The following is a 26,637-nucleotide window of genomic DNA, read 5'->3' as shown; positions in this document are numbered from 1 at the left end:
CGGCCGTGAAGAGACTGTTGCCGCTGCTCGCGACCTGGTGTTCCCTGGCGTTTGCCACCGGCGAGGAAATTTACCGTTTCACCCCGTCGGATACCCACTTCCTCGAGCGCTTCTCCCTGCAGGCGCTGCCGCCGCTGCCTCCGGCCCCGGACAACGGGGTGGCGGACGATCCGCGCGCGGCGGCGCTCGGCCACCGGCTGTTTTTCGATACCCGGCTCAGCGCCAACGGTCAGGTGGCCTGCGCCAGCTGCCACCAGCCGCAGAAGTATTTTACCGATGGCCTGCCCCGTTCGCGGGCGCTGGGCATCACCCGGCGCAATGCACCCACCATTCTCGGCGCTGGCCACAGCCCCTGGCTGTTCTGGGACGGCCGCAAGGACAGTCTCTGGTCCCAGGCGCTGGGGCCATTGCAGGACCCCGGCGAGCACGGCCTGGCGCCGCTGGAAGTGGCGCAGCTGGTCCGACGGCATTACCGTGGTGAATTCGAACAGGTCTTCGGCGACAGCGCCGACCTGGATCGCCTGCCAAGGAAGAGTGGCGGCAGCCTGTCCCGGAGACAGAGGGCGGCGCTCAACCAGGTCCTCAGCCGGGTGGGCAAGGCGATCATGGCTTATGAGCGCCGACTGCAACTGCCCCCGGCGCCCTTCGACCGCTTTGTCGCCCAGCTACAGCGCGACAGCGGCGACCGCAGGGCCCTGGCCGCATTGATGTCGGAGGACGAGGTGGCGGGCATGCGCCTGTTTATGGGCCGGGCAAACTGCGCCAGCTGCCACAACGGACCGCTGTTCACCAATTATGAGTTTCACAATATAGGCGCGCCGGAACCGGACCCGGCGCAGGTGGACCTGGGGCGCTACGGGGGAGTGGCAGCGTTGGAAAAGGACGGGTTTACCTGTCTCTCCCCCTGGAGCGATGCCGGAGCGGAGGACTGCCTGGAGATGCGCTTCCTGAAGAAACAGGGACCGGAGCTGGTGGGGGCCTTCAAGACACCTACACTGCGCAATGTCGCCCACACCGCGCCCTATATGCAGGCGGGGCAGCTGGCCACACTGGAGCAGGTGCTGGCCCACTACAATAATCCCACCCCGCCATACTACGACCGCGAGCAGCACCCCAGCCGACCGCACTTCGATATTCTGCCGCTGGGATTGAGCGAGGAGCAGATAGGGCAGGTGATCGCATTCCTGGAAACCCTGACTTCGCCGCTGCCGGAGGGCGATCCGCTGTGGCGGGCGCCGGAGTAGGGGAGTGGCTAGTGGTCGGTGGTCGGTGTAGGAGCGGCCCATGGCCGCGATCAGGCCCGATCACAGCGTATCCCCGACAGCGGGCCTGCGGCCCACGTGCGGAGCTGGGGCTCGGCGCTCCCTGCTACCGCACATGCCCCAGGTGCCTGCCCACTATCTGCAACAGCGGCTTGAACACCTTGGGCGTGGCGCATACCAGGTGGCCGGAGTCCAGGTAGTCGTCGCCGCCGCGGAAGTCGCTGATCAGACCTCCCGCCTCTTTCACCAGCAGCGAGCCGGCGGCGATATCCCAGGTGTTCAGGTACATCTCCCAGAAGCCGTCGAAGCGGCCCGCGGCCACATAGGCCAGGTCCAGGGCGGCGGCGCCCGGGCGGCGGATACCCGAGGTCTGGCCGGCGATCTCCTTCAGCGCCGCGAGGTAGGGATCGATATTTTCCAGTGCCGGGCCGTTGAAGGGGATGCCGGTACCGATCAGCGCACCGCGCATGTTCTGGCGCGGCGATACGCGGATACGGCGGCCATTGAGCGCCGCACCGCGGCCGCGGCTCGCGGTGAATTCCTCGCGCTTGATGGGGTCCAGCACCACCGCGTGCTCGATGCGGCCGCGGTAGCGGCAGGCGATGGAGACGCAAAACTGGGGTATGCCGTGGATAAAGTTGGTGGTGCCGTCCAGAGGATCGATGATCCACTCGTACTCCGGCTCGGCGCCCTCCTGCAGACCGCTCTCTTCGGCGCGGATGCTGTGCCGGGGGAAGGCCTTGCGCAGGTGGTAGATGATCTCCTGCTCGGCTGCCCGGTCCACCTGGGTGACGAAATCGTTGCGCCCCTTCTCCTCCGGGATCAGGTGGTCGCCGCGCTCCCAGGCCCGTTCGATCAACTCCCCGGCCTTGCGTGCCGCGCGCAGGGCAATATTCAGCATGGGTTCCATAGCAATTCCGCACCAGTGATTGATTAAAAAGCAGGGGCCGGGCTGGCCGGCGGGGAGGATTGTAGGGATTCCGCCGTATATTTGCTACACTCCGCCGCCCGATTTTCCCTCGTTGTAGGAGCGGCGGGGCGGCCATCCGCCCATGGCCGCGATCGGTGGTTCCCGCGAAGTTCGATCGCGGCCATGGGCCGCTCCTACAAACACTTGTTGAACTATGCCCGATTCCTCTATGGATACCTCTCCTCTCGATAACGCGCTCCTCGACAATGTGCGCGTGGTCCTCGTGAACACCGCCCACCCCGGCAATATCGGCGGCGCCGCCCGCGCACTGAAGAATATGGGCCTGAGCCAACTGTACCTGGTGGCGCCGAGAGAATTTCCCGCCGCCAATGCCATCTGGCGCGCCGCCGGCGCCGCGGACTTGCTGGACACGGTGGTGGTGGTGGACGCCCTGGAGGAGGCCGTGGCCGACTGCGGCCTGGTGATGGCCACCAGTGCGCGCGAGCGCCGCATCCCCTGGCCGCTGCTCACCCCGCGCCAGTGCGGCGAGCGGGCGGTGGCGGAGGCCGCGGCCCATCCGGTGGCGCTGGTGTTCGGGCGCGAGGATCGCGGCCTCACCAACGAGGAACTGCAGGCCTGCAATTACCATGTGCATATCCCCGCCAACCCGGACTACAGCTCACTCAACCTGGCCACCGCGGTACAGGTACTGGCCTACGAGGTGCGTGTGGCCGCGCTGGAGCTGGAGAAGGGCGCCGAACTCAGCTACGCCGACTGGGACAGACCGCCGGCCAGGGCCCGGGATATGGAACTTTATTTCGAGCACCTGCAGCAAGCGCTGGGAGAACTGGGCTTTATCGATCCGGACAACCCCCGCCAGACCATGACCCGCCTGCGCCGCCTGTTCAGCCGTGTGCGCCCGGACGATATGGAGCTGGGGATACTGCGCGGAATGCTGACCGCGATTCAGAACTATATTCACCGCGCGGGTGGCAAGGGGAGGCAGGGGGGTTAATGCGGAATGATGAATGCGGAATGCGGAATCCGCGTCCTGTCCCGGTGGAGACGGGTGGCCCCGGGGCCGCGTCCACACTCGGGGGCAATCGCAGGAGGTTGCCGAGGTGGGAAAGGCGATTACGATCATTCCGCATTCCGCATTCCGCATTCCGCATTCCGCATTCCGCATTCCGCATTCGCATTCCCGACCACGCCGCTGGGTTATATACTTGACTGACTTGCTGGGTTATTCCATACTCGCGGCCGTTCGGAACAGGCGGGAACTGATATGCGTTTGACAACCAAAGGCCGCTATGCGGTCACGGCGATGCTGGATCTGGCGTTACACGCCGATCGCGGCCCTATCAGTCTGGCGGATATCTCCAAGCGCCAGGGTATCTCCCTGTCCTATCTGGAGCAGCTGTTCTCCCGGCTGCGCCAATCTGGACTGGTGTCCAGTGTGCGCGGTCCCGGCGGCGGTTACCGCCTGGCGCGGGGCGGCGAGGAAATTTTTGTGGCACAGATAGTGGATGCGGTCAACGAGTCGGTGGATGCCACCAGTTGCGGCGGCAGCAACGACTGTGCCGGCGGCGAGCAATGCCTGACCCACTACCTGTGGTGCGACCTGAGCGAACAGATTCACAGCTTCCTGAGCAGTATCAGCCTGGGCGACCTGGTGGCGCGGGCGGAGGTGCAGGAAGTGGCACGGCGCCAGGAAATGCGCGAGATCGCCCCGGAAGAAAGGGTGGCGTTGCTCGGCAGCCTGTAACCCGGCGCTTGCAACGGGATTTTTGAGAGTTTTTTGAGCGGACACGATATGACTATGAAGCTTCCCATCTACCTGGACTATTCGGCCACCTGCCCGGTGGACCCGCGCGTCGCCAGCAAAATGGCGGAGCAACTGACTATGGACGGCAACTTCGGCAACCCGGCGTCCCGCTCGCACCTGTTCGGCTGGAAGGCGGAAGAGGCGGTGGAAGAGGCGCGTCGCCATGTGGCTGAACTGGTAAACGCCGACCCGCGGGAAATCGTCTGGACCAGCGGCGCCACCGAGTCCGACAACCTGGCGATCAAGGGCGCGGCCCACTTCTACCAGGGCCGGGGCAAGCACATCATCACCTCCAAGATCGAGCACAAAGCGGTGCTGGATACCTGCCGCCAGCTGGAGCGCGAGGGCTTCGAGGTGACCTACCTCAACCCGCGCACCGACGGCATCGTCTATCCGGAACAGGTTGAGGAAGCCCTGCGCGAGGACACCATCCTGGTCAGCCTGATGCACGTCAACAACGAGATCGGCGTGGTCAACGATATCGCCGCAATCGGCGAGCTGTGTCGCGCGCGCAAAGTGATTTTCCATGTGGACGCGGCACAGAGCGCCGGTAAGCTGCTCATCGACCTGGCGGAAATGAAGGTGGATCTGATGTCCTTCTCCGCGCACAAAGTCTACGGCCCCAAAGGCATCGGCGCCCTGTATGTGCGCCGCAAGCCGAGGGTGCGCATCGAGGCACAGATGCACGGCGGCGGCCACGAGCGCGGCATGCGTTCCGGCACACTGCCCACCCACCAGATCGTGGGCATGGGCGAGGCCTTCCGTATCGCGAAAGAGGAAATGGCCCAGGAGGCCGAGCGTCTGCTGGGTCTGCGCCAGCGCTTTTGGGACGCGATCAAGGATATGGAGGAAGTGCATATCAACGGCTCCCGCGAGCAGCGGGTGCCCGGCAACCTGAACGTGAGTTTCGCGTTTGTGGAGGGCGAGAGCCTCATTATGTCGCTGCGCGACCTGGCGATTTCCTCCGGCTCCGCCTGTACCTCCGCCAGCCTGGAACCCAGCTATGTGCTGCGGGCCCTGGGCGTAAATGACGAAATGGCCCACAGCTCCCTGCGTTTCAGCTTCGGCCGCTTTACCAGCGAGCAGGATGTGGACACCGCGGCTGCGGAAGTGCGCCGGGCGGTGGAGAAGCTTCGCGAGTTGTCGCCTCTGTGGGATATGTACAAAGACGGCATCGATCTCAATACCATTGAATGGGCAGCTCATTAAGCGGAAAGTTTTAGGAGAAATAAATCATGGCCTATAGCGACAAAGTCATCGATCACTACGAGCGTCCCCGCAACGTCGGCCGTATGGACGAGGACGCGGGCAATGTGGGTACCGGAATGGTGGGCGCCCCCGCCTGTGGCGACGTAATGCGGCTGCAAATCCAGGTGAATGAAAACGGCGTGATCGAAGACGCGAAATTCAAGACCTACGGCTGCGGTTCCGCCATCGCCTCCAGCTCCCTGCTCACCGAGTGGGTCAAGGGCAAGACCATCGACGAGGCGGAGCAGATCAGGAACACTGCCATCGCCGAGGAACTGGCCCTGCCGCCGGTAAAGATTCACTGCTCGGTACTGGCGGAGGACGCCATCAAAGCGGCGGTGCGCAATATCCGTGAGAAGCGCGGCCAACTGACTGAAGGTAAGGAAGAAGCGACCGGCTAAGCAGTAAGGCCCAGGCGAAGCAGTAAGGGTATTGTTTATGGCTATCACCATGACCGAGGCGGCGCAGGCCCATGTCCGGCGCCAGCTCGCCAACCGCGGCAAGGGGATCGGCATCCGCGTCGGTGTGAGGACCGCGGGTTGTTCCGGCCTCGCCTATGTGCTCGAATTTGTCGATCAGGCGGAGCCGGAAGACGAAATGTTCGAACAGGGCGACGTAAAGCTGGTGGTGGACCCGAAGAGTCTCGCCTACCTGGATGGCACCGAGTTGGATTTCGTCAAGGAGGGGCTGAATGAGGGCTTTGTCTTCTCCAACCCTAATATGAAAAATGAGTGTGGTTGCGGCGAAAGCTTTCACGTTTGATTTCCCCCTCGCCGAAAAGAGGCCGGGTGCGCCGCGCACGCCGGCCTTTTTAATATTTTCGGGACTCGGGACTCGGGACCCGGGACCGCGGAGCTCCAGCTCCGCCTGTAGGAGCCTGCTTGCAGGCGAATGGATATGGCACTGAACCAGACCTATTTCGAAATATTCGGCCTCAAGCCCACATTCGAAATCGATCGCGCGGCCCTGGCCGAGCGCTATCGACAGCTGCAACGGGAGTTTCACCCGGACAAATATGCGGCCAAATCCGAGCGCGAACAGCTGCTGGCCATGCAATATGCGGCGCGGATCAACGAAGCGCACAGCACATTGCGCGACCCGGTGCAGCGCGCCGGCTACCTGCTGAAGCTGGCCGGGGTGGAAGTGAGCCCCGAGCAGACCACTGCCGACGCCGACTTCCTGATGAAGCAGATGGCGCTGCGCGAGCGGCTGGAGGAAGTGCGCGAGATGCGGGACCCGGCGGCGGCACTTGACGAACTGGGTGACGAGGTGCGCGACCTCTTCTCCGGCGAGCAGAAACATTTCGCCGAGGCTTTTGCCGACGGCGATCTGGAAGCGGGTAAAAATTCCCTGCTCAAGCTGCAGTTCTTATTCAAGCTGTGTCAGCAGCTTGAACGACTGGAAGAAGATTTACTGGATTGACCATGGCATTACTGCAGATTTCCGAACCCGGCCAGACCCCGGAACCCCACCAGCGCAAGCGCGCGGTGGGCATAGACCTGGGTACCACCAACTCGCTGGTGGCGACCGTGCGTAGCGGCGCTGCGGAGGCCATAGCGACGCAGGACGGCGGCGTAATACTGCCGTCGGTGGTGCACTATGCCGCGGACGGAATTACCGTGGGTGCCGCGGCGCGCGCCCGCGCCGGCGAGGATCCCTACAATACGCTGATTTCGATTAAGCGCCTGATGGGGCGCGGTATCGCCGATGTAAAGAGTTTCGGTGAGCAACTGCCCTACAAGTTTGTGGACAGTGATGGGGGCATGCCTGCGATAGAAACGGCGGCGGGCCCGGTCAACCCGGTGCAGGTGTCCGCGGAAATCCTCAAGACGCTTTACCAGCGCGGCTCCGCCGCGCTGGGCGGCGAACTGGACGGCGCAGTGATCACCGTGCCCGCCTATTTCGACGACGCCCAGCGCCAGGCCACCAAGGATGCCGCGCGGCTGGCGGGGCTGAATGTATTGCGCCTGCTCAATGAGCCCACCGCGGCGGCGGTTGCCTACGGCCTGGACAAGGGTGAGGAGGGGCTGATCGCGGTCTACGACCTGGGCGGCGGCACTTTTGATATTTCTATCCTGCGCCTGTCCCGGGGTGTCTTTGAGGTTATGGCCACCGGGGGCGACACGGCTCTGGGCGGCGACGACTTCGACCGCGCCATCGCCACCTGGGTGGCGGAACAGGCGGGGCTGGGCATGGACCTGGACGCAGCGGCCCAGCGCGCGCTGCTGGACAGCGCCTGTGCCGCAAAGGAGGCACTGGCGCAACAGCAGCAGGTGGAGCTCACCTACGGCGACTGGCGCGGAACCCTCGACCGCACCGGCATGGCGGAACTGCTGGACCCGCTGATCGACAAGACCCTGCGCGCCTGCCGGCGCGCGCTGCGCGACGCCGGCGTGAGCGCCGGGGAAGTGGGCGAGGTGGTGTTGGTGGGCGGCTCCACCCGCACCCTGCGGGTGCGCGAGCGGGTGGAAGAATTTTTCGGCCGCGCCCCCCACGCGGATATCGACCCGGACCAGGTGGTGGCCATAGGCGCCGCACTGCAGGCGGACGTACTGGTGGGCAACAAATCCCGGGACGACCTGCTGCTGCTCGATGTGATCCCGCTATCCCTGGGTATAGAAACCATGGGCGGGCTCACGGAGAAACTGATACCGCGCAATACCACCATTCCCGTGTCCAAGGCCCAGGAATTCACTACCTTCAGGGACGGCCAGACCGCCATGGCGATCCACGTGGTGCAGGGTGAACGCGAGCTGGTGAAGGACTGTCGCTCCCTGGCGCGCTTCGAATTGCGCGGCATACCGCCCATGGTGGCGGGCGCGGCGCATATCCGCGTGACTTTTCAGGTGGACGCCGACGGTCTGCTGTCGGTGGCCGCGATGGAAAAGAGCAGCGGCGTCAGCGCGGACGTCACCGTCAAACCCTCCTACGGACTGGAGGACGGCGATATCGCGCGTATGTTGCAGGATTCCTACGCGCACGCGGAGGAGGACATCGCCGCCCGCGCCCTGCGCGAGGCCCAGGTGGAGGCGGAGCGCGCCCTGGAGAGCCTGCTCGCGGCACTGCAGGAGAACGGCGCGGAACTGCTCAGTGAGCGCGAGCTGGACGAACTGGAACGGGCTGCCGAGGCGCTGCGCTTCGCCCACAACGGCGGCGACGCCGAGGAGATCCGCCGGCGCATCGAGGCGCTCAACCAGCTGTCCGAGCCCTTCGCCGCGCGGCGCATGGATGCCTCCATCAGGCGCGCCATGCAGGGCCACACGCTGGACGAATTTGATAAATAAGGGATCTACCGCGATCCCCGCTGTGGGGGCGAACATAAGGTTCGCCCCTACAGCTTGAGACCATAGCGAGTTAGCAACCTATGCCAAAAATCGTATTTTTGCCCCACGCCGAAATCTGCCCCGAGGGCAAGGTAGTGGAAGTGGAGAGCGGTGTCAGCGTCTGCGACGCGGCGCTGGAGCACGGTATCGAAATCGAGCACGCCTGCGAGAAATCCTGTGCCTGCACCACTTGCCACGTGATCGTGCGCGAAGGATTCGATTCCCTGGGCGAACCGGACGAACTGGAAGAGGACCTGCTGGACAAGGCCTGGGGCCTGGAGCCGGAATCCCGCCTCTCCTGCCAGGCCATGGTGGATGACGAGGACCTGGTGGTTGAAATTCCCAAGTACACTATCAACCAGGTTTCAGAAAAACACTGACGGGTTGGTCACAGCCCTGGGTGGAAAGAGGAGCCCGCGGAGGAAAAGAACAGTCATGCAGTGGACCGATATTCACGATATCGCCATCGAACTGGCGGAGGCGCACCCGAACGTGGACCCTATTGCGGTCAACTTTGTCGATTTGCGCAACTGGGTCATGGAATTGCCCGATTTTGAGGACGACCCGTCGCGTTGCGGGGAAAAGATCCTCGAGGCCATTCAGGCCGCCTGGATCGAGGAACTGGAGTAGTAACCCCTCTCGACCCTTGTAGAGGCGGTTCCCTGGGAACGCCGAGCTCCAGATCGGCACGCGGGCCCAGGCCCGCTATCGCGGCCATGGGCCGCTCCTACAGAAAAAGCCGATAGAGTACAAAAGCTGATCAATTACCCGTATAATCCGCCCGCCGCAAAGGGCGGCACAGGAATAGCACAGAAGAGCAACTGCGGTTGCTCTTTCTATATGTAACAAACACTAGACTGGAGAAAAACATGGCCCTGGAGCGCACTCTTTCCATCATCAAGCCGGATGCGGTTGCCAAGAATGTGATCGGCGAAATTGAAAGCCGTTTCGAAAAAGCCGGCCTGCGTATCGTCGCCATGAAAATGTTGCAGCTGTCCCGCGAGAAAGCCGAGGGCTTCTACGCCGAGCACAAAGAGCGTCCCTTCTTCAAAGACCTGGTGGACTTTATGACTTCCGGTCCGGTAGTGGTGCAGGTGTTGGAGGGCGACAATGCCATCATTGCCAACCGCGACCTGATGGGCGCCACCAACCCGAAGGAGGCGGCCCCGGGTACCATTCGCGCCGACTTCGCCCAGAGCATCGATGCCAACGCGGTGCACGGCTCCGATTCTGCAGAATCCGCCGCCCGCGAAGTGAGCTACTTTTTCGCGGACGACGAGATCTGTCCCCGCAGCTGATTTCCGGCGGTGCGCACGGCGCACCCTACGGTAGGGTGCGCCGTGCGCACCATTGACCCGTCGGCGAGTGCCGACAAGGTAAAATCCATGACCGATGTGCAAACTGCCAAAACGAACCTGCTGGGCCTGTCCCTGGACAAGCTCGCGGCTTTCTTCGAGTCTCTGGGCGAGAAGCGTTTTCGCGCGGTGCAGGTGCTGAAGTGGATTCACCAGAACGGCGTGGACGATTTCGCGCAGATGACCAACGTCAGCAAGGCGCTGCGTGAAAAGCTGGCCGGGATCGCCGAGATCAGCACTCCGGAGGTGCTGGGGCAGTGGGACTCCGCCGACGGCACCCGCAAGTGGCTGATTCGGGTATCCGGAGGCAGCGCAATCGAGACGGTCTATATCCCCGACGGCGACCGCGGCACTCTCTGCGTCTCTTCCCAGGTGGGTTGTTCCCTGGACTGCAGCTTCTGCGCCACCGGCAAGCAGGGTTTCAACCGCGACCTGACTGCGGCCGAGATCATCGGTCAGGTGTGGATCGCCTGTAAATCCTTCGGCCAGTTGCAACCCAAGGGTCCGAGGAAGGTGACCAATGTGGTGATGATGGGCATGGGCGAGCCTCTGCTCAACTTCGACAACGTGGTCGACGCCATGAACTTGATGATGGAGGACAACGCCTACGGCATCTCCAAGCGCCGGGTGACCCTGTCCACCTCCGGCGTGGTGCCGGCTCTGGACCGGTTGGCGGATGTGACCGACGTGAGCCTGGCCATCTCTCTGCACGCGCCCAACGACGAGCTGCGCAATCAACTGGTGCCCCTCAACAAGAAGTATCCGATCGCGGTGCTTCTCGACAGCGCCAAACGCTACATCGAGCGCATGCCGGACACCCACCGCAAGATCACCATTGAGTACACCATGATCCGCGAGGTCAACGACCGCCCGGAGCACGCCGAGCAACTGGCGGAACTGCTGCGCGATGTGCCGGTGAAGATAAATCTGATACCCTTCAACCCGTTCGAGTTGTCGGACTATCAGCGGGTCAGTAACAACGCTTTGCGACGCTTTCAACAGATTCTGTTGGACAAAGGCTTTACCGTAACCGTGCGCACTACCCGCGGCGACGATATCGCCGCGGCCTGCGGCCAACTGGCCGGCAGTGTCAACGATCGCACCCGCCGCTCCGAGCGCTACCGCAACGCCGGGCGGGTGACTTCCAGGGAGGGGGAATTACTGGCGGAGGAAAGGAGTCTGGAACAGCCGGTGCGAATCGTCGGCTGAGCGCCACTATAAAAAACACAGGTGATGTCGTGTTGGCGAAACTCTGTTCCCCGTCCCTGGCGGGATTGCTGCTCAGTGTGCTACTGGGCGGCTGCGTAACCACTGGAATGCCGCAGCGCCAGGAGATCGACCTGGACAAGGCGCTGCAGACCCACGTGCAACTGGGCCTGCGCTATCTGCAGAATGGTGGCCGCGAAGCTGCCCGCCGCCACTTCCTCGAAGCACTGAAACTGGGTAAAAGAAACCCCCAGGCCCACCACGGCCTGGCCCTGCTGTACCAGATGGACGGCGAGCTGGACGTGGCCGAATCCCACTTCAAGAAGGCCCTGCGCTACGGCGACGACTTCTCCATGGCCCGCACCAATTACGGCGCCTTCCTCTACCAGCAGGAGCGCTACGAAGATGCGCTGGAGCAATTCAAACGGGCCTCGGAGGATCTCACCTATGATCGGCGTTCCTATGCCCTGGCCAACTATGGCCGCACCGCGCTCAAACTGGGCGAGGTGGAGGGGGCAGAGAAGGCCTACACCCGCGCCCTGGCGCTGGACGCGAACCTGCCCCAGGCATTGCTGGAACTGGCTGAGCTGAAGTTCGATGCCGGCGAATACTCGCAGGCCAAGCGCTACCTGGACAGGTTCGCGAAAGGGAACCGCCAGGTCCCCCAATCCCTGTGGCTGGGCATTCGCATCGAGAAAGTCTTTGGCAATCGGGACAAGGAAAGGAGCTACGCTCTGGCGCTGAAAAACCTCTATCCCTATTCGGCGGAAGCGCTGAAATACAAAGAGATGATGGCCCATGACGGATAGCAGCTCCGATACTTTGAACCCGCCGGCGCGGGAGACCGACGCGGCGGAGGACCTGGACAATTCCCCCGGCAGCCAGCTCCGGCGCGCGCGCGAGCACGCCGGCTTGACCCTGGAAGAGTTGTCCCGCCGCCTGTGCATGACCCTGGGCAAACTGGAACTGCTCGAGCGGGATGAGTACGACCGCCTGCCCGGGGCTCTCTATGTGCGGGGCTATATCCGCAACGCCTGCAAGGAGCTGGGTATCGACGCCGAACCGGTGCTGGAGGCATTTTCCGGCTACAGCGCCGCGGAAGAGGAGAGTCGCGCCCTCCTGGACCACGTGCGCCGCGCACCGGTGATGGACAGCAAGCCCCAGCGCAGCCTGCGCGGTCTGGCGCTGTTGCCTCTGTTGTTGGTGGCCGGGGTCTTCTGGTGGTTGCACGGGCGCGAGCCGGCTCCGCCGGAGTTCTCCGCCGGCAATCAGCCCTTTGAGACCGAAGCGGCGCCGGAGACGGTGGAGGAGCCCGCCGTGGAAGCGGCGTCCACATTATTCGCAGTTGGGGAGGAGTCTCCGCAGGCCGATTCCCAGTCGGGAGAGTCGGCGGATAGCCAGCCGGTTGAGGCGCCTCGACCCGAGGTTGCCGCCAGTGAATCCGAGCCGGTCCCGGCCGCCGCTCCCGGTACCGGCAACGCCTCTCAGCTGGAACTGTATTTCGACGAGGAATCCTGGATCGAGGTGAGGGATGCCAGTGGGGCGGTGCTGTTGGCCAAGCTGAAGCCGGCGGGCAGCCAGGTGACCCTGGAGGGCCAGCCGCCGTTCGAACTGATGCTGGGCAACGCCAGCGGTACCCGGGTTCGCTACCGGGGTGAACCGGTCGCCAGCGACCCTCTCGGCGATCGCCGCACCCGCAAGCTCACAGTCGGCGAATAATCGGTATCCCCGAGTCGCAGCCTGCCCCGCTCGCCGGGCCCCTGTAGGTTTGCGCCCAATCTCTCTATAATTCCCCCCTCATTTTTCAGCATCTGAAACTGCCGGGTCAGTCTATGCAATTTGAATCCCCCATCGTTCGCCGCGTATCGCGCCAGATTATGGTGGGCGATGTACCCGTAGGGGGTGGCGCGCCAATCTCGGTGCAGAGCATGACCAACACCGATACCTGTGACGTGGCCGCCACCGTGGACCAGGTCCGGCGCCTGCAGGCGGCCGGCGCCGACATCGTGCGGGTGTCCGTGCCCAGCATGGATGCCGCTGAGGCCTTCGGCGAGATCAGGAAACAGGTGGACGTGCCGCTGGTGGCGGATATCCACTTCGACTACCGCATCGCCCTGCGCGTGGCGGAGCTGGGGGTGGACTGCCTGCGCATCAACCCCGGCAATATCGGCCGCGAGAAGCGTATCCGCGCAGTGGTGGACAAGGCCCGCGACCTGAACATCCCGATCCGCATCGGGGTCAATGCCGGCTCCCTGGAAAAGGACCTGCAGAAAAAATACGGCGAGCCCACCCCGGACGCGCTGGTGGAATCCGCCCTGCGCCATGTGGATATCCTCGACAGCCTGGATTTCCACAACTTCAAGGTGAGCGTCAAGGCATCCGACGTGTTTATGGCCACCGCCGCCTACCGCAAGCTGGCGCAGCAAATCGAGCAACCGCTGCACCTGGGCATCACCGAGGCCGGCGGCCTGCGCTCCGGCACGGTCAAATCCGCTATCGGCCTGGGCGCGCTGCTGCTGGACGGCATCGGCGATACGCTGAGAGTATCCCTGGCCGCCGACCCGGTGGAGGAAGTGAAGGTGGGCTGGGACCTGCTCAGGAGCCTGCGCCTGCGCACCAAGGGGATCAACTTTATCGCCTGTCCCAGCTGCTCGCGGCAGAATTTTGACGTGGTGAAAACCATGAATGAACTGGAGACGCGCCTTGAAGACATCACCACGCCGCTGGATGTGGCGGTGATCGGCTGCATCGTCAATGGCCCCGGCGAAGCAAAGGAAGCGGATATCGGCCTCGCCGGCGGAACCCCCAGCCACGCCATCTATGTGGACGGCCAGCCAAACCGCAAGTTTACGAATGAAAACCTGGTCGACGACCTGGAGCGCCTGATCCGGGAGAAGGCCGCGGCGAAGGCGGAGCGGGAAGCGGATATTATCGCGAAGGCATAATTCTCGGGACTCGGGACTCGGGACTCGGGACTCGGGACTCGGAAAAGAATACGAAAATCAGATGCGAAGGCCCCGATGCCGGGAGCCATTTGCGAAACGTTTGCCGATGAGGCTGTTGAGCAAATGGCTACCGGTAGCGGGGCCGCCCAGGCTCTGCTTACAGGTTACCCAGGACCCGATCGCGGCCATGGGCTGCTCCGGCCGCTCCAGGCATTTCACGGCGTCTTCGGCCCTACAAAAAGTGCAGAAATTTTAGATAAGAGTTTAAGGAACACCGTTGAAACAACTTCGCGCAATACGCGGCATGAATGACCTGCTGCCGGGCCAGTCGCCCGCCTGGCAGTACGTGGAATCAACCCTCAGCGAACTCTTTGCCCGCTACGGCTACAGCGAGATCCGCACCCCGTTGCTGGAGGCCACCCAGCTGTTCAGCCGCGCGGTGGGGGAGTCCACGGATATCGTGGAAAAAGAGATGTACACCTTCGACGACAAGAGCGGCGACAGCGTCACCCTGCGTCCCGAAGGTACCGCCGGCACCGTGCGCGCGGCCATCCAGAACAACCTGCTCACCTCTCCCCAGCGGCTCTGGTATACCGGCCCGATGTTCCGCTACGAGCGCCCGCAGAAGGGTCGCCTGCGCCAGTTCCACCAGTTCGGCGTGGAGGTGTTCGGCATCGAGGGCCCGGATATCGACGCGGAAATCCTGGTGATGACCGCCCGCCTGTGGCGCCAGTTGGGCGTCGCCGATCAGGTGAAGCTGCAGCTGAACTCCCTGGGCAGTTCCGCCAGCCGCGCCGCCTACCGGGAGGCATTGGTGGAGTATCTCACCGCCCATCGGGAACGGCTGGATGAGGACAGCCAGCGGCGCCTGGAGCGCAATCCCCTGCGCATTCTCGACAGCAAAAATGCCCAGACCCAGGAACTGCTGGCGGATGCCCCCTGTCTACTGGACTTTCTCGACAGCGAATCCGCGGCTCACTTCGCCAGCCTGCGCGAAATGCTCGATGCCGCCGGCGTCGCCTACGAGATCAACCCGCGGCTGGTGCGCGGTCTCGATTACTATGGCAAAACAGTTTTCGAGTGGGTGACCGACAGTCTCGGTGCCCAGGGCACCGTCTGTGCCGGCGGCCGCTACGACAGCCTGGTGGAGCAGATGGGCGGCAAGCCCACCCCGGCAGTGGGCTTCGGCCTGGGGGTGGAGCGGCTGGTGCTGCTGCTGGAGACCCTGGATGTGCTGCCGGACACACTGGAACAACAGGTGGATGCCTACCTGGTGGCGGTAGGTGAGGTACAATCGGCCGCTTTGGCCGCCGCGGAACGGCTGCGCGACGAACTGCCCTGGCTGCGCCTGCAGACTCACTGCGGTGGCGGCAGCTTCAAGAGCCAGATGAAAAAGGCCGACAGAAGCAACGCCGACTTCGCGCTGATTATCGGCGAGGACGAGGCGGCTGCCGGCCAGGTGACGGTGAAATACCTGCGCTCCGATGAACCGCAGCAGACCGTGGCGCTCGCCGAGCTGCCCGCATTGTTGCGGGGTTGAAAAGAAAATATGTAGGAGATGTAATAAAGCGGCGAGCCAAGATCTAGCTCAGTAGGAGGTCAGTCCCCTAAACTGGTTGAGTTTTGAAACACAAGGTCGCTAAGCGCCTTAAACCAGAAGGGGACTGACATGAATAACTGTGGCATTGATCTGGCGAGCAAATCAAGCAGCATCTGCATTATCGATCCAAAGGGTAAGGTTCTGCGGGAAGTGGAAGTACCCACCGAGACGGGGGACTTCGCCAAGGCGCTGAGCGGTTTTGGGCCCCTGCAGGTGATTCTGGAGGCCAGTCCGCTGGCGGAGATGGCTGCCCGGATCGTCGAGGAACTGGGGCATGAGCCGGTGATTATCGACGCCCGGCTGGCCAAGAACCTGATGAAGGCAAAGAAGAAGACCGACCGGCGGGACGCCCGCACGCTGGCAGATATAGGGCGCAGTGGCTGGTTCAGCCCGGTGCACCGCAAGAGCGCGGAAGCGCGGGAGCTGCGCAGTCTTAGCAAGGCGCGTCAAACGCTAGTCAAGACTCGCCAGGGCACGGTGAACACGATCCGCGGCCTACTGCGGGCTCAGGGCATCCGCCTGGGCAAGGTGGGCAACGGCGAGTTTGAGAAGGTTGTCCAGGAGGTGGTACGGCGGGAGGTTCCGGGCCTGGAAGGAGCGATGGAGAACCTGCTGACGCTCTGGAAGACAGCTAAGGAAGCGGAGAAGCAGTTGACCAAAGAGATCGAGGCACGCAGTAAGGCGGACGACGTGACCCAGAGAATGCAGAGCGTACCCGGCGTAGGTCCGATGATCAGCGTACTGTATCGCGCCACCATAGACGACCCCGGCCGTTTTCAACGGGGGGAAGAAGTGGCGGACTACCTGGGGTTGGCGCCGAGTATCAGTCAGTCAGGGGAGACGGAGTACCGGGGCCGGATCACCAAGGAGGGAGACAACCAACTGCGGTGGCACCTGGTGGAAGGCGCCCATGTCTTACTGACCAAGGGCAAGGACTGCGCCCTGAAACGGTGGGGCTTGGCTTTGGAGACGCGTAAGGGCAGCGCCAAGGCCAAAGTCGCGGTGGCGCGCAAGCTGGCGATCCTGCTGTGGCGACTGTGGAAACAGGGCGAAAGCTTCCAGGCTTTCCCGAAAGCCGCCTGATAAGCAAAAGGCAGTAGCGAGGTTCCGCTGAGCCCGACAGCGCAGAGGAAAACGGGTTAAACAGGGAGTAGCTGAAAGGCTGTTACTGAGTTCGGTCGCGCAGACCACGAGAGCCGCTTGGGGCGGTATTGCGAAGCGATATTGACCCCGCGTAGGAGATGACAGGCTGCGCGCTCCGATTACATCTTGTCGGCGCCAAAGGCGACCACGTAGAGAAGCCTGAAACTCAGTAACAGCTGTCCAGTGCAAAAACCAGATTAGTGGTTGACTTCAGGGGCCGCTCCTACAAGAACCCGATTCCAATAAAAATAACGGAAAAAACCATGCGCGCATTCGTCACCGGCGGCACCGGCTTCCTCGGTGCCAACCTGATCGAACAGCTGCTCGCCGACGGCTGGCAGGTAATCGCCATGCACCGCCGCGGTTCCAATACCAATCGGCTGCAACAACAGGGCGTGGAACTGGTGGAGGCCTCGCTCGCGGATGTCGATTCCCTGCGCATCGCCATGCCGGAAAACCCCGATGCGGTATTCCACCTGGCCGCCAATACCAACTTATGGCGCGGCGGCAATGCGCAGCAGTGGCGGGACAACGTGGAGGGCTCGGCCAATATCGCCCGTGTGGCGCGGGAGACCTTCGCCCGGAGTAAAACCGCCGGCCGCCTGATCGCCACCAGCTCCATCGGTGCCTACGGCTACCAGAGCGGCCGCATCGACGAGCGGAGCCCCAAGCTGGCGGACGATCCGCGCCACGGCTACCTGTATACCAAGAAGCGCGCCGAGGAAGCGGTGCGCGCGGAAATCGAACGGGGGCTGGACGCGGTATTCCTGAACCCCTGCGCCATCGTCGGCAAGTACGACACCAGCAGCTGGGCGCAGACCTTTTTTCTGATGGAAAAAGACCAGCTGCCCGGCGTGCCCCCAGGTAAGGGCTCTTTCTGTTATGTGGGCTCGGTCGCACGGGCGCATATCGACGCCTTCCACAAAGGCCGCTGCGGGGAAAACTATATCCTCGCGGGCCGGGACGCCAGCTTCCTGGAATTCTTCGGCAGGATCGCCGCGCTGCTGGGCAAGCCGGCGCCGAAGCGGGCCATGCCGGCGTTTGTAATTCATGCCGTGGGGTGGTTCTCCGACCTCTGGTCGATCGCCAGCGGATGCGAACCGGTGATCACCCGGGAAAAGGCCGCGATGGTCACCAAACGCGTGGTGGCCAGCAGCGATAAAGCGGTACGCGAACTGGGCTACCAAACCGACACCGACCTGGATACCATGCTGCGGGAGTGTTACGACTGGCTGGTGGAACAAAAACTGTTGAAGGCGTCGGCATGAATCGCGGAAATATCGTTTTTATCCTGGTGACGGTGCTACTGGTCCTGCAACTGATCCAGCACTACTTCCTCTCCGGTGGGCAGTAGCCTTTGTAGGAGCGGCCCATGGCCGCGATCAAACTTGCTTCGTAGTGCATACCTATCGCGGCCATGGGCCGCTCCTACAGGGAGTAAATAAATTTATGACGGAAAAACGCTGCAGCTGGTGCCTTTCCACCCCGCTCTACCAGCAATACCACGACGAGGAGTGGGGCCGCCCGGTCACCGACGACGGAACCCTGTTGAGCAAGGCGCTGAAAAAGGCCAGCTCCAGCTTCGTCGGCTCCACTATTATGTACGCGCATATGCAGGCCACCGGCATGGTCAACGATCACCTGGTGAGCTGCCCGGCACACCAGCTCTGTGTAGACGAGGCCGTCGCGAAAAATTTGTTATAAACCTGCGAAATCGACAGGGGGAACCGGAATGGATTGGAACGCACTGCTGGAGGAATACTGGCCGCTGGTCGGTATCATAGCGTTGAAAATCATCTGGGCTCTGCTCGCCCTGGCGGCCACTGTGGTGGCCGCCAAGCTGGCGCGCCGCGGGGTGCGGCGGCTTTCCCGCCACCTGGACGCCACCCTGATCCCGGTGCTCAGCAACATTGCCGTGTGGGCGGTGTACATCGTCGGCCTGCTGGTGGTGCTGGATATCTTCGGGGCCAACACCACCAGCCTGATCGCCCTGCTCGGCGCCGCCGGCCTGGCGGTGGGCCTGGCTCTCAAGGACACCCTGCAGAATATTGCCGCCGGTTTTATCATCCTGGGCCTGCGCCCCTTTCGCGTGGGGGACACCATCCAGTTCGGCGACACCCTGGGCACGGTGCGCGAAGTGGGCCTGTTCACCACCGAGCTGGACACGGTGGACGGCCTGTATGTCTCGGCTCCCAACGGCTTTATCTGGGGTCAGCCGCTCACCAACTTCAGCCGCAACACCACCCGCCGCATGGAAATCGTGGCGAGCATCGCCTACGGCGACAGTGTCGAAACCGGCATGGGTGTGCTGCGCCGGCTGGTGGAGCAGGAGCCGCGCATCCTCGACGACCCGGAGCCCACCTACGCGGTGAAGGCGCTGGCGGACAGCGCGGTCAACCTGCAGCTGCGCGCCTGGACCTACACCGGCGACTACTGGGGCGTCTACTGGTCCCTGATGGAAAAGCTTAAACCGGCCCTGGAGGCCGAGGGCCTGAGCATCCCCTTCCCCCAGCGCGCGCTGCACATCATCGGTGGTTCCGGGCAGCTCCAATAGCCGTCCATTTCCGTCGGCTCGGCGCAACCGCGTCGGAGGCCGGGCCCCGCGCAATCGACTCTCCCGCGGTTTCGTGTCAAAGTACCGCGGTTTTTACTGTGTGCACAAAATAACCGAGGCAAGACGATGCGAATCACGCAAACCAGCCCCCTGATCCCCACACTGTTGGCCCTCGCCATCCTCGGCGGATGCCAGCGCGAGGAGAGCACCCAGGCCGATATCAGTGCCCAGTCGGTGCAGGACGCCGCTACGGAAACCACCACCGCCGTCGACCCGGCTGCTGAGACGGCGCGCCTGACCGAGTGGCTCGATGAGCGCTACGAAGAGCAGCTGCAGTTCAGCCCCACCCAGCTCAGCTACCTGGGCCGCAAGGAGCTGTACGACCAGATCGACGATATGAGCGAGGCCGCCGAGGCGCGCAAGCTGGCCTGGCAGGCGAAGACCGTCGAAGAGCTGAAGAAGAACTTCGACTACGGGAAACTGACCCCAGAGGGCAAAACCTCTTACGATATCTGGGTCTACCAGTACGAACAGGCCAAGGCCGCCGAGCCGTTCAAGCGCCACGGCTATATCTTCGAGCAGATGGGCGGCGCCCAGTCGCAGCTGCCCAACTTCCTGCTCAACTTCCACAAGGTGGATAACGCCTCCGATATGGAAGCCTATATCGCCCGTATCGGCGGCATCTCCCGCGCCATCGGCCAATTGCTGGAGCGCGCCAAGCTGAGTGCCAAAGAGGGCATACGTCCGCCGCGCTTCGCCTACGAGGGCGCCATCGACCAGTCCACCAAACTGATCGCCGGCGCGCCGTTCAATGACGGCGAAGACGCCCCCCTGTGGGCCGGCGCCAAGGAGAAGATCGCCGCGCTGCTGGAAGCCGGCGAGATAGACCAGAAACAGGCCGACGCGTTGACCGCGCAGGCGCGCAAGGCCCTGGAAACCCAATTCCTGCCCGCCTACCAGGAGCTGATCGGCTGGCTGGAGGCGGATATGCAGAAGGCTTCCGAGGAGCCCCAGGGCGCCAGCAGCCTGCCCGACGGCAAGGCCTACTACAACCAGAGGCTGGCCGAGACCACCACCACCGAACTGACCGCCGACGAGATCCACCAGATCGGCCTCAAGGAAGTGGCGCGCATCCGCAGCGAGATGGAAGCCATCAAAAAGCAGGTGGAATTCGAGGGCAGCCTGCAGGACTTTTTCGAATTCGTGCGCGAGGATGATCGGTTCTACTACCCCGACACCGACGAGGGCCGCCAGGGCTACCTGGAGGACTCAGAAGCATTCCTCAGCAACATCGGCAAGAACCTGCCAGACTACTTCGGCCTGCTGCCCAAGGCGGACCTGATCGTCAAGCGCGTGGAAGCCTTCCGCGAGCAGCCCGGCGGTGCCCAGCACTACTACCCCGGCACTCCGGACGGATCGCGCCCCGGCATTTACTACGCGCACCTGGCCGACATGAGCGCCTACTCCACCACCGATATGGAGACCGTCGCCTACCACGAGGGCAACCCCGGCCACCATATGCAGATTTCCATCGCGCAGGAGCTGGAGGACATTCCGCAATTCCGCACCCAGGCCCACTTCACCGTCTACGTGGAAGGCTGGGCGCTCTACGCGGAGAAGCTCTCCCGGGAAATGGGCGCGTATGAGGACCCCTACAACCTCTTCGGCCACCTGACCGCGGAAATGTGGCGGGCCATCCGACTGGTGGTGGACACCGGTATGCACGCCAAGGGCTGGACCGAAGAACAGGCGGTGCAGTACTTCCTGGAAAACTCCTCCATCCCGGAAACCGCCGTGCGCTCCGAAGTGCGCCGCTACCTGGTATGGCCCAGCCAGGCCACCGCCTACAAGATCGGCATGCTGAAAATCATGGAACTGCGCAAGCAGGCCGAGGAGCAGCTGGGCGACAAGTTCGATATCCGCGGCTTCCACGACACCGTTCTCGGCGGCGGCGCCCTGCCCGTGCCGGTGCTGGAAAGCCGGGTAGCCCGTTGGGTGGAAGAGGTCAAGAACGCTTAATCCAGAAGTCCCCTTACCTCCCCTCTCCCGCTTGCGGGAGAGGGGTCGGGGGAGAGGGAAACCAGCCAAGGGCTGCGCGCCTGAAGACAACTTTTACCCACACCCATACCGCCCACGGTTTCCGCTGTGGCTCACTCCCTTCCGCTATTATCCGCTGCCACAATAAACAGCGCTTACTTCGCGCATATCGCCTGCCGATAGAGTTTCTGTTCCCGTGTGATATCGTACTCACCGGGGTGACGATGCAAATTCTCAACCGAATGGCACTTAGTTAAGCTCCGAGCTGCTCCTGCCCCTGAGGATTGCGCTGTAGGAGCCTGCTTGCAGGCGAACATTCCCGGTGCCTTGCCAGCGACCTCAATTCGCCTGCAAGCAGGCTCCTACAGGGGGATTCCGCTTAACTCAGTGCCATTCAATTCTCAACCAGCTGCTCAGCGCAGCCGTTTGTATCGCGTCGGCCGCCCCGCTGAGAGCCGCAGCCCCCCCGATGGTAAGGTACCGGTTATATTGAGTGAAGGAATTCGAAAATGCGCAAATGTACAAGCTGTAACAGCGGCGTGCTGAAGCCTCATTTCCTGGATGAGCTGTTCCGCGCCCATATCTGCTCCGCCTGCGGCGGCAACTGGATTCTGATTGAGGATTACGTGGCCTGGAAGGAGCACAACCCGCAGCACACCTTTCCCAGTGACCTGGATTTCGCGCAGGTGGATGTGGCGGACTCCAGGAAGGCGCTGCTTTGTCCGGTTTCCGGTGCAATCATGCAGAAATTTCGCATCTCCTCCCGCAGCGACCGCCGCGTAGACTACAGCCCCGCCGTCGGAGGCCTATGGCTGGACAAGGGTGAATGGGAACTGCTGAAAAGCGAAGGCCTGGCCGGCTCCCTCAACGCCGTAGTCACCCACCAGTGGCAGCAAAAGGTACGACAGGAGAGCGCCCGCGGAACCTTCTCGGAAATCTACCGGCAGAAGTTCGGAGAAGAGGTCTATGAAAAAATCAAGGACTTGCGCGCCTGGCTACAGGCGCAGCCGCAAAAGGCCGACCTGCGCGCCTATCTGCTGGCGGAAGACCCCTACTCCGCCGAAAAATAGCCCGGTTTCCGGGAAAGTCTTTCACACACAATTTCTAGAGTTGCCATAAATTCTGGTGCTGTTATGAGTGAGATCAATATCAGGCAGGTTGCCAAAACCGATGTGCCGACAATCTGCTCAATCTACAACCACTATGTGCTGAACTCGACCGTCACCTTCGAAGAATCGGAAGTCGCCGTCCCGGAAATGGAAGAGCGTACTTCTGAGATTGAGCATTCCGGCCTTCCCTGGCTGGTGGCAGAACATTCCGGGGAGGTTTTAGGTTACGCCTACGCCTCAAAGTGGAAGGGGCGATGTGCCTACCGATTCTCGGTGGAGACTACGGTTTATCTCGCCCCGGGAGCCGGGGGGAAGGGCATCGGAAGCCTGTTGTATCAAGCGCTGTTCGATGCGCTGGCAGAAAAGGGATTACATTCTGTTATCGGTGGGGTCGCGCTGCCAAACCCGGCGAGCGTCGCGCTGCATGAGAAGCTCGGTATGGAGAAGATTGCCCACTTCAGGGAAGTCGGATTCAAGTTCGGCCAATGGATTGATGTGGGCTACTGGCAAAAGATTCTGAACGGTTCCTGATAATTTGTTCCATAGAATCGATCCGGCGAGTGTCCGAAAGAACACTTTTTGAATCTTTAAACAAGTTAGGAAGAGAATTGGAAGCTGATATCTACCAGGCACCTGAGGCCGATTTGCAGCAGGAAGAAGCGGTCAGCAATGAGTTCTATGTCGTTTCAAAGTCCAAATTTTTGATTCTCTATGTCACGACTTGTGGGCTCTATGAGGTTTATTGGTTCTACAGGAACTGGAGTCTTTACAAGCAAGCTAACAATGTAAATATGTGGCCGGTTATGCGGGCAATATTTTCTGTCTTTTTTGCTCATTCCCTGTTCCGGAATATCGACATCCGGGTTGAATACTCGAAAACCGGATACAAATGGTCTCCGGAAATGATGGCGGGAATCTATGTAATCTTATCGATAGCGGGAATCATTGCCGGATGGGTTTCTACGAGCGTCCCTGAATATTCAATTTTGGATTTTGTCAGCTTGATAACCTTCCCTATGACGATCTGGGTATTATATAAGGCGCAGACGGCAATAAATATTGCCTGTGATGATCCAGAGGGTGAAAGCAACGCACAGTTGGCTCCGGCCAACTACCTGTGGATAGCCATTGGTTTGGCGTTTTGGGCACTTGTCGGATTTGGCCTCTATGAAGCTTTTGTAGGAGCCTCGTTATAGAGTTTTATCCTATGGCCAGATCGGGCAGTCTGATACCTGCTCCCGAAGATGGTGACCACTACCGGGTCTTCGGCCTCCTGGTAATCCGCGGCGCATTCGACCCGCGCCCGCTGGCGGAGGAGTCAATCGGCGCCGATGAGCGGGGCGGCGGCCTGCGCCGGCAGTGGCGGCTCGATTTCCTCCTCGATCCCGCCACTGCTGAGGCGGAGCGCCATACCCGCGCCTATTTCGCAGACATCTATCCCGCGGACTGGAACGGCGGCTACGACGTGGACCGCTACCCCAGCTACGGCCCGGATTGGCGTCGCTCCGGGCCCAGGGCCGCGCAGCGGTTGGAAGAACTGGGCGTCTACAGGCTGGCGGATGCGCAGGAGGCCTATAGCCGCTCCAGGCAGTGAGCCGGTTTTTGCCCAGGGCGCTTCCGCACCGGTAAACTGCCACCCGATCTGCAAAATTCAAGGAGCCCGCCTGTGAACCGTTTGAAGTGGCTGATCGCCATCGTCATCGCACTCTTCCAATTCTCCGCAGCGGCCGCTATGGCCGAGCCGGTTGCCACCGATATTGTGGTGCGCGCCAAAGCCAGGGACGCCAAATTTATCGGCTCCTCCATCGGCGGCGCACTGGTGCGTATCCGCGACGCGGACAGCGGCGCCCTGCTCGCGGAGGGATTGACCGAGGGCAGCACCGGCAATACCGATAAAATCATGCGCCAGCCCCACAGTCGCTACGGTTCCATCGCCGAGGGCGCGGCCGCTTTCAAGGCCACCCTGGAGATCGACGAACCGGTATTTCTCACCGTGGAGGTGGTGGCGCCGGCGATCAAGCGGCAGGCGCGGGTGCTCTCGCAGACCCAGACCTGGCTGGTGCCCGGCAAGCCGATCGACGGCGACGGCCTGATCGTCGAGGTCCCCGGTATGGTGGTGGATCTGCTCAGCCCGCAGACCCATCAAGTGGTACCGGCTTCGGACAGCCCGTTTGAAATCAAGGCCAACGTGGTGATGATGTGCGGCTGCGCGCTGACCCCGGACGGCCTCTGGGATGGCAGCAAAATGGAGGTGGCGGCGATAGTGCGCAAGGACGGCGAGCTTTACAAAACGGTGCCGCTGAAGATACAGGACACCAGTACCTTCAGCGCACCGCTGGAGGCGAAATTACCGGGCGTCTACCAGTTGCTGGTCTACGCCTACGATCCCAGGACCGGAAACACCGGCGTCGACCAGACCAGTTTTATCGTCCAATAAGTTATTGCCATGAGCGCATCGTCCGCAGGGTATTGCCCGGCAGTACTCTGCGCCGGCAAAAAATTCCCGGCTGCCGCGGCGATGCGGACGACTACGGGATTTATTCCCCGGCGTGACTTTTCCCCGGACCCGCTTGACTTGGCGGGCCGAAAGCGTTGGAATAATACGCCTGTAAATTGACTGGTGCGATTTATATCTTTCATTGCGGCATCCGCCGCAAATTGCCTCCGGTGACTCGCTCACCGTTCAAACAAAGTGGCCTCGACCGTCGAGGTTGCGGCCTTTCTAACAGCGGTAAACACAATACTCGCGCCCCTGGCGTTCGCGAAGCTCGCGCAGTAGGGCCCTGTGCTGCCGTTTTAGTAATTAAAAATTTCCGTAACTACTCTCCCTCTCCCGCTTGCGGGGGAGGGGCCGGGGGAGGTGGCGCTGACCGGCTCCCCCTCTCCCCCAAAGGGGGTACGTAGTTACAAATCTTCAACAATTACAGGAGGAGTCATGCATACACAAGATGATCTGTACCCTTCCCGGTTGGGTGGCAGGGAACAAATCATCCCCAGACAGGACCCGGTGGTCTACGGCGGAGAGCCTTCGGAAAGCGGGGCGTCGCTGGAGCGGGAACAGTTGGACCACTACGAAAAAAACGGCTACCTGGTTCTGCCCGGCTATATGCCGGAAATGGTGGAACCGCTGCTGGCGGAAATCGAACAACTGCGCGGAAAATTGCGCGGATGCGAGGAGTTGGTGTGCGAGCCGGAGAGCGACGAGCTTCGCACTATCTTCAATCCCTGCGGTTTCAGCGGGCACATCGAACGCTTTTTCCGTCACCCGAAAATCCTGCCGCTGGTGCGCCAGTTGCTGGGATCGGATGTGTATCTGATGCAATCCCGGGTCAACAACAAACCCGCCTTCACCGGTCGTTCCTTCGCCTGGCACTCGGACTTCGAGACCTGGCATGTGGAGGACGGCATGCCCAGGATGCGCGCCCTCACCGCCTGGATCATGCTCAGCGAGAACCACCAGCACAACGGCCCGCTGTATGTGATCCCCGGCTCCCACAAGCTCTATGTTTCCTGCTGCGGCAGAACCGTCGAGGACAATTACAAATCCTCCCTGCGCCGGCAGGTGCTGGGCGTACCCAGGCCGGAGACCATGCGCGAGGTTCTGCGGGACCGGGAGGTACACGCGATTACCGGTGTGCCGGGCACCCTGGTGATCCACGAGTGCAACCTGCTGCACGGCTCGCCGGACAACATTTCCAACGACCCGCGCAAGGTGCTGATGTGCGTGTACAACAGCGTGGAAAACAAACCGGTGGCACCCTTCGGCGGCCTCAAGCCGCGCCCGGGTTTTCTCAGCAGCCGGGATTACAGCCCGGCGAGCCTGGCGGCCGCCTGAGCCACAGTGTCTTTGTAGGAGCGGCGACCGCCAGGGATGGCGGGGTGCCGCCCAGCGGAATGCCGCCCAGCGGAAATGCATATTTTGCAGGGGCAAAAATCTGCCCATGGCCGCGATTGGAGTTCAGGGTTGGCTGAAAGCCGGATCGCGGCCATGGGCCGCTTCTCTAAAGCGGCCCCTGAAGTCAACCACTAATCTGGTTTTTGCACTGGACAGCTGTTACTGAGTTTCAGGCTTCTCTACGTGGTCGCCTTTGGCGCCGACAAGATGTAATCGGAGCGCGCA

The 26,637-nt window shown here is 62.2% G+C and carries 28 protein-coding genes; 27 read left to right on the top strand and 1 reads right to left on the bottom strand.

Annotated elements, in window-relative coordinates:
• Positions 1-5: 5 nt before the first annotated feature.
• Positions 6-1,244 (top strand): cytochrome-c peroxidase, encoded by a 1,239-nt coding sequence (locus tag ACRC0P_RS02315; protein WP_438628130.1) that lies wholly within the window; start codon positions 6-8, stop codon positions 1,242-1,244.
• A 124-nt stretch (positions 1,245-1,368) separates the two neighbouring features.
• Here ACRC0P_RS02315 and ACRC0P_RS02310 read toward each other — a convergent pair whose 3' ends face one another.
• Complete coding sequence (locus ACRC0P_RS02310) at positions 1,369-2,172, bottom strand: inositol monophosphatase family protein (protein WP_438628128.1); 804 nt, start codon at positions 2,170-2,172, stop codon at positions 1,369-1,371.
• A 229-nt stretch (positions 2,173-2,401) separates the two neighbouring features.
• On the opposite strand from ACRC0P_RS02310, the gene trmJ reads away from it, so the two are divergent.
• The 26 genes from trmJ (at position 2,402) to ACRC0P_RS02180 (ending at position 26,352) form a co-directional block, all read left to right on the top strand.
• Positions 2,402-3,187, top strand: a complete 786-nt coding sequence (gene trmJ, locus ACRC0P_RS02305) for a tRNA (cytosine(32)/uridine(32)-2'-O)-methyltransferase TrmJ (RefSeq protein ID WP_438628126.1) — start codon at positions 2,402-2,404, stop codon at positions 3,185-3,187.
• 270 nt (positions 3,188-3,457) lie between these two features.
• Positions 3,458-3,937, top strand: a complete 480-nt coding sequence (gene iscR / locus ACRC0P_RS02300) for a Fe-S cluster assembly transcriptional regulator IscR (RefSeq protein ID WP_438628124.1) — start codon at positions 3,458-3,460, stop codon at positions 3,935-3,937.
• 54 nt (positions 3,938-3,991) lie between these two features.
• The gene (locus tag ACRC0P_RS02295; protein ID WP_438628144.1) at positions 3,992-5,206 is read left to right on the top strand and encodes an IscS subfamily cysteine desulfurase; all 1,215 of its coding nucleotides are present in this window, start codon (positions 3,992-3,994) and stop codon (positions 5,204-5,206) included.
• Positions 5,207-5,232: 26 nt separating this feature from the next.
• Positions 5,233-5,646 carry a Fe-S cluster assembly scaffold IscU gene (gene iscU, locus ACRC0P_RS02290; RefSeq protein ID WP_438628122.1) on the top strand — a complete coding sequence of 138 codons (414 nt, stop codon included), beginning with the start codon at positions 5,233-5,235 and terminating at the stop codon, positions 5,644-5,646.
• 37 nt (positions 5,647-5,683) lie between these two features.
• Positions 5,684-6,007 carry an iron-sulfur cluster assembly protein IscA gene (iscA, locus tag ACRC0P_RS02285; RefSeq protein WP_438628120.1) on the top strand — a complete coding sequence of 108 codons (324 nt, stop codon included), beginning with the start codon at positions 5,684-5,686 and terminating at the stop codon, positions 6,005-6,007.
• A 129-nt stretch (positions 6,008-6,136) separates the two neighbouring features.
• Positions 6,137-6,667 carry a Fe-S protein assembly co-chaperone HscB gene (hscB, locus tag ACRC0P_RS02280; RefSeq protein WP_438628118.1) on the top strand — a complete coding sequence of 177 codons (531 nt, stop codon included), beginning with the start codon at positions 6,137-6,139 and terminating at the stop codon, positions 6,665-6,667.
• A gap of 2 nt (positions 6,668-6,669) precedes the next feature.
• Positions 6,670-8,529 carry a Fe-S protein assembly chaperone HscA gene (gene hscA / locus ACRC0P_RS02275; protein ID WP_438628116.1) on the top strand — a complete coding sequence of 620 codons (1,860 nt, stop codon included), beginning with the start codon at positions 6,670-6,672 and terminating at the stop codon, positions 8,527-8,529.
• An 80-nt stretch (positions 8,530-8,609) separates the two neighbouring features.
• Positions 8,610-8,948, top strand: coding sequence for an ISC system 2Fe-2S type ferredoxin (gene fdx / locus ACRC0P_RS02270; protein ID WP_438628114.1), 339 nt, complete (start codon positions 8,610-8,612; stop codon positions 8,946-8,948).
• A 55-nt stretch (positions 8,949-9,003) separates the two neighbouring features.
• Positions 9,004-9,198, top strand: a complete 195-nt coding sequence (gene iscX, locus ACRC0P_RS02265; protein ID WP_438628112.1) for a Fe-S cluster assembly protein IscX — start codon at positions 9,004-9,006, stop codon at positions 9,196-9,198.
• Positions 9,199-9,437: 239 nt separating this feature from the next.
• Positions 9,438-9,866: a nucleoside-diphosphate kinase gene (gene ndk, locus ACRC0P_RS02260; RefSeq protein ID WP_438628110.1), complete on the top strand. Its 429-nt coding sequence runs from the start codon at positions 9,438-9,440 to the stop codon at positions 9,864-9,866.
• Positions 9,867-9,953: 87 nt separating this feature from the next.
• Positions 9,954-11,132: a 23S rRNA (adenine(2503)-C(2))-methyltransferase RlmN gene (rlmN, locus tag ACRC0P_RS02255; protein ID WP_438628108.1), complete on the top strand. Its 1,179-nt coding sequence runs from the start codon at positions 9,954-9,956 to the stop codon at positions 11,130-11,132.
• Positions 11,133-11,161: 29 nt separating this feature from the next.
• Positions 11,162-11,938 carry a type IV pilus biogenesis/stability protein PilW gene (pilW, locus tag ACRC0P_RS02250; protein WP_438628106.1) on the top strand — a complete coding sequence of 259 codons (777 nt, stop codon included), beginning with the start codon at positions 11,162-11,164 and terminating at the stop codon, positions 11,936-11,938.
• A complete protein-coding gene (locus ACRC0P_RS02245) occupies positions 11,928-12,848 on the top strand; it encodes a RodZ domain-containing protein (RefSeq protein ID WP_438628104.1) in 921 nt (306 codons plus the stop codon). Before pilW ends, ACRC0P_RS02245 begins: the two co-directional genes overlap by 11 nt.
• 113 nt (positions 12,849-12,961) lie before the next feature.
• Positions 12,962-14,074 (top strand): flavodoxin-dependent (E)-4-hydroxy-3-methylbut-2-enyl-diphosphate synthase, encoded by a 1,113-nt coding sequence (gene ispG / locus ACRC0P_RS02240; RefSeq protein WP_438628102.1) that lies wholly within the window; start codon positions 12,962-12,964, stop codon positions 14,072-14,074.
• A gap of 277 nt (positions 14,075-14,351) precedes the next feature.
• Complete coding sequence (hisS, locus tag ACRC0P_RS02235; RefSeq protein ID WP_438628100.1) at positions 14,352-15,614, top strand: histidine--tRNA ligase; 1,263 nt, start codon at positions 14,352-14,354, stop codon at positions 15,612-15,614.
• A gap of 129 nt (positions 15,615-15,743) precedes the next feature.
• On the top strand, positions 15,744-16,757 hold the full coding sequence (locus ACRC0P_RS02230) for an IS110 family transposase (RefSeq protein ID WP_438628098.1): 1,014 nt from the start codon (positions 15,744-15,746) through the stop codon (positions 16,755-16,757).
• Between the two features lie 323 nt (positions 16,758-17,080).
• Positions 17,081-18,085, top strand: a complete 1,005-nt coding sequence (locus tag ACRC0P_RS02225; protein ID WP_438628096.1) for an SDR family oxidoreductase — start codon at positions 17,081-17,083, stop codon at positions 18,083-18,085.
• A 181-nt stretch (positions 18,086-18,266) separates the two neighbouring features.
• Positions 18,267-18,521, top strand: coding sequence for a DNA-3-methyladenine glycosylase I (locus ACRC0P_RS02220; RefSeq protein WP_438628094.1), 255 nt, complete (start codon positions 18,267-18,269; stop codon positions 18,519-18,521).
• Positions 18,522-18,549: 28 nt separating this feature from the next.
• Positions 18,550-19,371, top strand: coding sequence for a mechanosensitive ion channel family protein (locus ACRC0P_RS02215; protein WP_438628092.1), 822 nt, complete (start codon positions 18,550-18,552; stop codon positions 19,369-19,371).
• A gap of 126 nt (positions 19,372-19,497) precedes the next feature.
• The gene (locus ACRC0P_RS02210; protein ID WP_438628090.1) at positions 19,498-21,390 is read left to right on the top strand and encodes a DUF885 domain-containing protein; all 1,893 of its coding nucleotides are present in this window, start codon (positions 19,498-19,500) and stop codon (positions 21,388-21,390) included.
• A 527-nt stretch (positions 21,391-21,917) separates the two neighbouring features.
• Positions 21,918-22,478, top strand: a complete 561-nt coding sequence (locus tag ACRC0P_RS02205) for a zf-TFIIB domain-containing protein (RefSeq protein WP_438628088.1) — start codon at positions 21,918-21,920, stop codon at positions 22,476-22,478.
• Positions 22,479-22,541: 63 nt separating this feature from the next.
• Positions 22,542-23,048: an arsinothricin resistance N-acetyltransferase ArsN1 family B gene (locus ACRC0P_RS02200; RefSeq protein ID WP_438628086.1), complete on the top strand. Its 507-nt coding sequence runs from the start codon at positions 22,542-22,544 to the stop codon at positions 23,046-23,048.
• 77 nt (positions 23,049-23,125) lie between these two features.
• Positions 23,126-23,713, top strand: a complete 588-nt coding sequence (locus tag ACRC0P_RS02195; protein ID WP_438628084.1) for a hypothetical protein — start codon at positions 23,126-23,128, stop codon at positions 23,711-23,713.
• A gap of 11 nt (positions 23,714-23,724) precedes the next feature.
• On the top strand, positions 23,725-24,111 hold the full coding sequence (locus ACRC0P_RS02190; protein ID WP_438628082.1) for a hypothetical protein: 387 nt from the start codon (positions 23,725-23,727) through the stop codon (positions 24,109-24,111).
• Between the two features lie 72 nt (positions 24,112-24,183).
• Positions 24,184-24,954: a hypothetical protein gene (locus ACRC0P_RS02185; protein WP_438628080.1), complete on the top strand. Its 771-nt coding sequence runs from the start codon at positions 24,184-24,186 to the stop codon at positions 24,952-24,954.
• A gap of 498 nt (positions 24,955-25,452) precedes the next feature.
• Positions 25,453-26,352 (top strand): phytanoyl-CoA dioxygenase family protein, encoded by a 900-nt coding sequence (locus ACRC0P_RS02180; RefSeq protein ID WP_438628078.1) that lies wholly within the window; start codon positions 25,453-25,455, stop codon positions 26,350-26,352.
• The last annotated feature ends 285 nt before the right edge of the window (positions 26,353-26,637 follow it).

The sequence above is a fragment of the Microbulbifer sp. genome (genome assembly GCF_051659245.1).
In the GTDB taxonomy this organism is placed as follows: Bacteria; Pseudomonadota; Gammaproteobacteria; order Pseudomonadales; family Cellvibrionaceae; genus Microbulbifer.
This window is presented reverse-complemented; position numbering and strand designations above follow the sequence as displayed.